The organism is Streptomyces panaciradicis, from assembly GCF_023516615.1.
GTDB classification, from domain to species: Bacteria; Actinomycetota; Actinomycetes; order Streptomycetales; family Streptomycetaceae; genus Streptomyces; species Streptomyces panaciradicis.
The window spans coordinates 25,422-33,128 of record NZ_JAMGBF010000122.1; the positions used below are offsets into that span (position 1 = coordinate 25,422).

General features: G+C 69.9%; 6 protein-coding genes. 3 read left to right on the plus strand and 3 right to left on the minus strand.

Annotated elements, in window-relative coordinates:
• Positions 1–109: 109 nt before the first annotated feature.
• Entirely contained in the window at positions 110–670 is a 561-nt protein-coding gene (locus M8J74_RS32960) for a DUF6114 domain-containing protein (RefSeq protein WP_249839943.1), read from the plus strand.
• Complete coding sequence (locus M8J74_RS32965; protein WP_249839944.1) at positions 660–1,997, plus strand: hypothetical protein; 1,338 nt, start codon at positions 660–662, stop codon at positions 1,995–1,997. Before M8J74_RS32960 ends, M8J74_RS32965 begins: the two co-directional genes overlap by 11 nt.
• A gap of 97 nt (positions 1,998–2,094) precedes the next feature.
• Here the strand turns inward: M8J74_RS32965 and pyk are convergent, their stop codons facing one another.
• The 3 genes from pyk to pta form a co-directional block, all read right to left on the minus strand.
• On the minus strand, positions 2,095–3,516 hold the full coding sequence (pyk, locus tag M8J74_RS32970) for a pyruvate kinase (RefSeq protein WP_249839945.1): 1,422 nt from the start codon (positions 3,514–3,516) through the stop codon (positions 2,095–2,097).
• 119 nt (positions 3,517–3,635) lie between these two features.
• Entirely contained in the window at positions 3,636–4,841 is a 1,206-nt protein-coding gene (locus tag M8J74_RS32975; protein ID WP_249839946.1) for an acetate kinase, read from the minus strand.
• Complete coding sequence (pta, locus tag M8J74_RS32980) at positions 4,838–6,928, minus strand: phosphate acetyltransferase (protein ID WP_249839947.1); 2,091 nt, start codon at positions 6,926–6,928, stop codon at positions 4,838–4,840. Before pta ends, M8J74_RS32975 begins: the two co-directional genes overlap by 4 nt.
• A gap of 287 nt (positions 6,929–7,215) precedes the next feature.
• Here pta and M8J74_RS32985 point away from each other — a divergent pair.
• A partial coding sequence (locus M8J74_RS32985; protein ID WP_249839948.1) for a 6-phosphofructokinase occupies positions 7,216–7,707 on the plus strand: 492 nt, incomplete at its 3' end.

Consider the following 7,707-nt stretch of genomic DNA (forward strand, 5'->3'; position numbering starts at 1 on the left):
CCCGCCCGTCCACCTTCCCCCACCTTCTTCACACGCACCACACTCACCACCACAGCGTCACCACACAGCACGATCACCACAGCAACGCCGCACCAGGGAGCTGTTTTCCATGAGCGCCGAGACTCCTGCCGCACCCGTCGGCCAGTTCAGCCGCCGGAGGCTGCAGTTCCGCGCCTGGCGGGGTACGCGGCCGTTCTGGGCCGGACTGTTCGTCCTGCTCGCCGGCTTTCCGATCATGTACTTCCCGTACGCGCATCTCCAGGTCGGTCACCTGACGTTGGCGATGGCCACCACCGGCGGAGCCGGTTCCCTGATCATCGGCGTGCTGCTCGTCGTCCTGGGCGTCAGTCTCTGGTTCCAGAAGCACGTACGGGTCTTCGCCGGTGTCGCCGCGATCCTGCTGGGCCTGGTGTCCATCCCGGTGTCCAACCTCGGCGGGTTCCTCATGGGGTTCCTGCTCTCGCTGGTGGGCGGGGCCATGGCCGTCGCCTGGGCTCCGGGCGCGGAGCCCGGTGAGCAGCCGGCCCAGGAGGACACCACCGGTAAGGGCGGTGCGCCGCAGGCCACCGACCCCGACACCACCATCCTCAAGCCCGTGGTGGGCGAGCCGAACGATCTGTCAGGAACGAGCCCGGCCAACGGGGCGAACGGGAGGCACAGTGCCGGCTGACGAGGTGACCCACGGGGCTGACGTGGACGAGTCCCGTGTGAGAACCGGGCCGCGCCACGCGGCACCCAAGAAGCCGCTGTTCACCCGGTTCCACATGCCGGCCGGCAAGGCGATAGCCATGGCGGCCATGCCGACCGCCGTCCTCATGGGCATGGGCTTCACGTCCTCGCTCGCCCTCGCCGACAGCGGGGGTTCGACGCCGACGGCGAAGAGCCTGACCGCCGACGAGTACAAGAACTGCGTTGCCGCGCTGGACGGTTCCTCGGCCTCGCCGTCGCCGTCCGCCTCGGCGAGCACCAGCGCCCCCGCGGACCAGGCCACGCCCTCGCCGTCGGCCTCCACCGGCACGTCGAAGGACTCCTCCGCCACGGGCTCGGGCTCCGGCACGACCTCTTCGTCGGATTCAGGTTCCGACGACAAGGCGACGCCCAGCCCGTCCGCGACGGACGGTTCGAGCAAGGACACGTCCGGCGACACGGCCACGCCGAGCCCCTCGGCGTCCGCGAGCAGCAGCAGCAGCGGCGGCGGCCTGCTGGGGGACCTCGGCGACGCGATCACCGGCATCTTCACCGGCGGCAGCGGCTCCGGCTCCTCGTCGAGCGCGAGCCCGTCGCCGTCCGCCTCCGCGTCGTCCTCGTCGAGCGACACGTCGACGAAGGACTCCTCGACGTCGGGCGCGTCCGGCACCGTGAAGGACACGACCAAAAAGGTCACCGACACGGTCAAGAAGACGACCGACACGGCCACCGACGCGGCCAAGGACGTCACCAAGACGGTCGAGAAGGCCGCCGAGACGGCCACCTCCTCCCCGAGCCCTTCGGCGAGTTCCAGCACCGACGCGAAGAACTGCCCGGCCGCCACGGAGGACGTCAGCGGCGTCGACAACAAGGTGGCGGTGGCGGACGACCCCTGGTACCTCAACGCCAGCTCGCTGCTGCTGAAGGGCGCCGACTACCAGGGCGTCGTGGAGGTGAAGACGGCGGGCGGCACCACCAAGAAGGTGCTGAAGTACGTCATCTCGGGCGGCACCGACATCGGTGACCTGCACCAGACGGTCAAGGACAAGCAGCAGGGCAAGACCTACCACGTGCAGGCCGGCTCGGGCACGACGTCCACGATCCGCGACGGCGACACCACGATGTACACGGAGTCCATCTCCGGGAACCTGTTCGGCCTGATCCCGATCACGTTCAGCCCGGACAACCCGCCTCCGCTGAACATCCCGCTGATCTACTTCACCAACGTCAAGGTCGTCCAGGCCGCCCAGTTCGGCGGCACCCTGCACGTGCCCGGCATGCACGTGTACACGACCGACGGAACCGGCTGACGCCCGCCACGGACCCGTTCGGGAGCCGCAAAGGCCTGAGGGCGCCCCCCAGCACGGGGGGCGCCCTCAGCGCCGTACAACGGGTCTGGCGGGGCTGTCAGTTGCTGCCGATGTGGTGGACACGGAGCATGTTGGTGGTGCCGGGGACGCCGGGGGGCGAGCCGGCGGTGATGATGACGGTGTCGCCCGCGGAGAAGCGGTTGATCTTGGCGATCTCCTGGTCGACCATGTCGACCATCTCGTCCGTGGTGCCCACGAACGGCACCACGTGCGACTCCACGCCCCAGCTGAGCGTGAGCTGGTTGCGGGTGTCCTCGTCCGTGGTGAACGCGATGATCGGCTGCTGCGCGCGGTAGCGCGACAGACGGCGGGCGGTGTCGCCGGACTGGGTGAAGGCCACCAGGCCCTTGCCGCCGAGGAAGTCGGCGATCTCGCACGCGGCGCGCGCGACCGAACCGCCCTGCGTGCGCGGCTTCTTGCCCGGCACCAGCGGCTGCAGGCCCTTGCTCAGCAGCTCCTCCTCGGCCGCCGTGACGATCTTCGACATCGTCTTGACGGTCTCGACCGGGTAGGCGCCGACGGAGGACTCGGCGGAGAGCATGACCGCGTCCGCGCCGTCCAGGATCGCGTTGGCGACGTCGGACGCCTCGGCGCGCGTGGGACGGGAGTTGGTGATCATCGACTCCATCATCTGGGTCGCCACGATCACCGGCTTGGCGTTGCGGCGGCACAGCTCGATGAGGCGCTTCTGCACCATCGGGACCTTCTCGAGCGGGTACTCGACGGCCAGGTCGCCGCGGGCCACCATGACGGCGTCGAACGCCATCACGACGTCCTCCATGTTGTCCACCGCCTGCGGCTTCTCCACCTTGGCGATGACCGGGACCCGGCGGCCCTCCTCGTCCATCACCTTGTGGACGTCGGCCACGTCGCGGGCGTCGCGGACGAAGGACAGCGCGACCATGTCGCAGCCCATGCGGAGGGCGAAGCGCAGGTCCTCGACGTCCTTCTCGGACAGCGCGGGCACGTTGACGGCCGTACCGGGCAGGTTGATGCCCTTGTGGTCGGAGACGACACCGCCCTCGATGACGATCGTCTTCACGCGCGGGCCGTCGACGTCGAGGACCTTCAGCTCGACGTTGCCGTCGTTGATCAGGATCTGGTCGCCGCGGTCGACGTCACCGGGCAGGCCCTTGTAGGTCGTCCCGCAGATGGTCTTGTCGCCCGGGACGTCCTCGACGGTGATGACGAACTCGTCACCGCGCTCGAGCTCGACCGGACCCTCGGCGAAGGTCTCCAGACGGATCTTCGGGCCCTGGAGGTCGGCGAGGACACCGATGGCCCGGCCGGTCTCCTTGGCGGCGGCACGGACCCGGTCGTACCGGCCCTGGTGCTCGGCGTGGGTGCCGTGGCTGAAGTTGAACCGGGCCACGTTCATTCCGGCCTCGATCATCGAGACCAGCATTTCGTGGGAGTCGACCGCGGGGCCGAGAGTACAGACGATTTTCGAACGGCGCATGGGGTGGATCCTATCGGTTTGTTTCGCCGCGGAATATTCCGTCTGGCGGAAGAGACAAATGGGCGGACCGGCGCTCAGTTGCTTTGTTACCGCTCAGTTCTCACACGGCGGAGCGCATATCAATACCGACCGACCAGGGCGTAGGTCTGCGTCGCGATTTCCAGTTCTTCGTCGGTGGGCACCACCGCGATCTTCACCCGCGCGCCGGCGGGCGAGATCAGCCGCGGCTCGTCGCCGCGCACGGCGTTCAGCGTCGCGTCCACCGCCAGGCCCAGGGTCTCCAGGCCGGCGACGGCCGCCTCGCGCACCGCTGCCGCGTTCTCGCCGACGCCGGCGGTGAACGCGATCGCGTCCACCGTACCCAGCACGGCGTAATAGGCGCCGATGTACTTCTTCAGGCGGTGAATGTAGATGTCGAAGGCGAGCCTCGCCTCCTCGTCGCCCTCGTCGACCCGGCGCCGTATCTCCCGCATGTCGTTGTCGCCGCACAGGCCGACCAGGCCGCTCTTCTTGTTGAGAAGAGTGTCGATTTCGTCGATGGACATTCCGCCAACACGCGCCAAATGGAAGATGACGGCCGGATCCATGTCTCCCGAGCGCGTACCCATCACGAGCCCCTCCAAAGGCGTCAGTCCCATGGAGGTGTCCACGCACCGGCCGCCGCGCACCGCGGACGCGGAGGCGCCGTTGCCCAGGTGCAGCACGATCACGTTCACGTCCTCGGGCGCCTGGCCCAGCAGCTTCGCCGTCGCCCGCGAGACGTACGCGTGCGAGGTGCCGTGGAAGCCGTAGCGGCGCACGCGGTGCTCGTCGGCGGTGCGCACGTCGATCGCGTAGCGGGCGGCCGACTCCGGCATCGTCGTGTGGAAGGCGGTGTCGAAGACGGCGACCTGGGGCAGGTCGGGCCGCAGGGCCCGCGCGGTGCGGATGCCGGTGAGGTTGGCCGGGTTGTGCAGCGGGGCCACCGGGATCAGCCGCTCGATCTCGGCGAGCACGGTCTCGTCGATGACCGTCGGCTCCGTGAACGTCTTCCCGCCGTGCACCACCCGGTGGCCGATGGCGGCGAGTTCGGGGGAGTCCAGCCCGAGCCCGTCCTTGGCCAGCTCCTCCGCCACCGCCTTCAGGGCGGCGTCGTGGTCGGCGATCGGCCCGCTCCGCTCACGGGTGTCGTCGTCGCCGACGTGCGTGTGCCGGATCCGCGAGGTCTGCTCGCCGATGCGCTCGACGAGCCCCATGGCCAGCCGGCTGCTGTCCCGCATGTCGAGGAGCTGGTACTTCACCGACGAGGAGCCGGAGTTGAGGACGAGGACGCGGGACGCGCTCACTGGACGGTCGCCTTCTGTGTCGGGGTCTGGGCCTGGATCGCGGTGATGGCGACGGTGTTGACGATGTCCGAGACCAGCGCGCCCCGGGACAGGTCGTTGACCGGCTTGTTCAGTCCCTGCAGCACCGGGCCGACCGCGATCGCGCCGGCCGAACGCTGCACCGCCTTGTAGGTGTTGTTGCCCGTGTTGAGGTCGGGGAAGATCAGCACCGTCGCCTGCCCGGCCACCTCCGACTCCGGCAGCTTGGTCGCCGCGACGGTCGGCTCCACGGCGGCGTCGTACTGGATCGGCCCCTCGATCCTCAGGTCGGGCCGCCGCTGCCGTACCAGCTCCGTCGCCTCGCGCACCTTGTCGACGTCGGCCCCGTAGCCGGAGGTGCCGGTCGAGTACGACAGCATCGCGATCCGCGGCTCCACCCCGAACTGCTCGGCGGTGGTGGCCGACTGGATGGCGATGTCCGCGAGCTGCCGCGCGTCCGGGTCGGGGTTGACCGCGCAGTCGCCGTAGACCAGGACCTTGTCGGCGAGGCACATGAAGAACACCGACGAGACGATGTCGGCGCCCGGCTTGGTCTTGATGATCTCGAAGGCCGGGCGGATGGTCGCCGCCGTGGAGTGCACGGACCCGGAGACCATCCCGTCCGCCAGCCCCTCCTGGACCATCAGCGTGCCGAAGTAGTTCGCGTCGCTGACCACGTCGTAGGCCAGCTCGACGGTGACGCCCTTGTGCGCGCGGAACCCGGCGTACTTCTCGGCGAAGGCGTCCCGCAGCTCGCTGTGGGCCGGGTCGATCAGCTGGGAGTCGCCCAGGTCGATGCCGAGGTCGGCGGCCTTCTTGCGGATCTGGTCGACCGGGCCGAGCAGGGTGAGGTCGCAGATGCCGCGGCGCAGCAGCACCTCGGCGGCGTGCAGGATGCGCTCCTCGGTGCCCTCGGGCAGCACGACGCGGCGCTTGTCGGTGCGGGCCTGTTCGAGCAGCTTGTGCTCGAACATCATCGGGGTGAGGCGGTCGCTGCTGGGGGCGGAGACGCGGCGGATGAGGTCGGCGGTGTCGACGTGCCGCTCGAAGAGCCCGAGCGCGGTCTCCGCCTTGCGCGGCGTGGCCGCGTTCAACTTCCCCTCCAGGGAGAAGAGCTGCTCGGCCGTCGGGAAGCTCATGCCGGGCACGGACAGCACCGGGGTGCCGGGCGCCAGCCGGGCGGCCAGGGTCAGGACGTTGTCGTCGGGCGCCTCGCCGAGGGTGAGCAGCACGCCGGCTATCGGCGGGGTGCCGGAGCTGTGCGCGGCCAGCGAGCCGACGACCAGGTCGGCGCGGTCGCCCGGGGTGACGACCAGGCAGCCCGGGGTCAGGGCGCTCAGGAACTTCGGCAGCATCGCGCCGCCGAAGACGAAGTCGAGCGCGTCCCGGGCCAGCCCCGAGTCGTCGCCCAGCACGACCTTCGCGCCCAGCGCCTGGGCGATCTGGGAGACGGTCGGCGCGGACAGGGCGGGCTCGTCGGGCAGGACGTAACAGGGCACCGGCAGCCGGGAGTCCAGCTTCCCCGCGATCTCGTCCCGGTCCTCCCGGGCCACCCGGTTGGTCACCATGGCCAGCACGTCGCAGCCCAGGCCGTCGTAGGCCCGGTAGGCGTTGCGGGTCTCGGCGAGCACGGACTCGCAGGTCTGCTTGCGGCCGCCCACCACCGGGATCACCGAGGCGCCGAACTCGTTGGCGAGACGGGCGTTGAGGGACAGCTCGTCGGGCAGCTGGGTGTCGGCGAAGTCGGTGCCGAGGACGAGGACGACGTCGAAGTCGCGGGCCACCGCGTGGAACCGGTCGACGAGGACGGACACCAGCTCGTCCGCGCCCCGCTCGGCCTGGAGCGCGGACGCCTCGTGGTAGTCCATGCCGTAGACGGTGGCCGGGTCCTGGGAGAGCCGGTAGCGGGCGCGCAGCAGCTCGAACAGCCGGTCGGGGCTGTGGTGGACCAGCGGCCGGAACACCCCCACCCGGTCGACCTGCCGGGTCAGGAGCTCCATGACCCCCAGCTCGACGACCTGGCGGCCGTCGCCGCGGTCGATACCGGTCACGTACACGCTGCGCGTCACGCGTGCTCTCCGTTTCGTCGCTCGTCCGTCGAGGTCGGCCGGGTCCCCACGGCCCGCACGAGGGCTCGTGAAAATCGCCCACCGAGGTGAGCGGAACCTACTTGACAATACCCCCGGCGCTGGATAAGGCGCCCGTCAGCATTCGTCCCCCATGTCAGGACCTGTGGCGGGGGTCGGACCGGGACCGATGGCCCTGTGCCGGACACAGGGGGATCGGTGACGCTCTCCGGACATGAAACAATCGGACTGGCTCACCGGTATCAACAGCGAGCAGGAGACACAGCACGATGCGCATCGGGGTTCTCACCGCAGGCGGCGACTGCCCAGGCCTGAACGCCGTGATCCGGTCGGTCGTGCACCGAGCGGTCGACCACTACGGCGACGAGGTCATCGGCTTCGAGGACGGCTACGCCGGTCTCCTCGACGGCCGCTACCGCCGACTCGACCTCAACGCCGTCAGCGGCATCCTGGCCCGCGGCGGCACCATCCTGGGCTCGTCGCGGCTGGAGCGCGACCGGCTGCGCGAGGCCTGCGAGCGGGCCGGTGACATGGTCGAGGACTTCGGCATCGACGCGCTCGTCCCGATCGGCGGCGAGGGCACGCTGACGGCGGCCCGGATGCTGTCCGACGCCGGTCTGCCGGTGGTCGGCGTGCCGAAGACCATCGACAACGACATCTCCTCCACGGACCGCACCTTCGGCTTCGACACCGCGGTCGGCGTCGCCACCGAGGCGATGGACCGCCTGAAGACGACCGCCGAGTCCCACCAGCGGGTGATG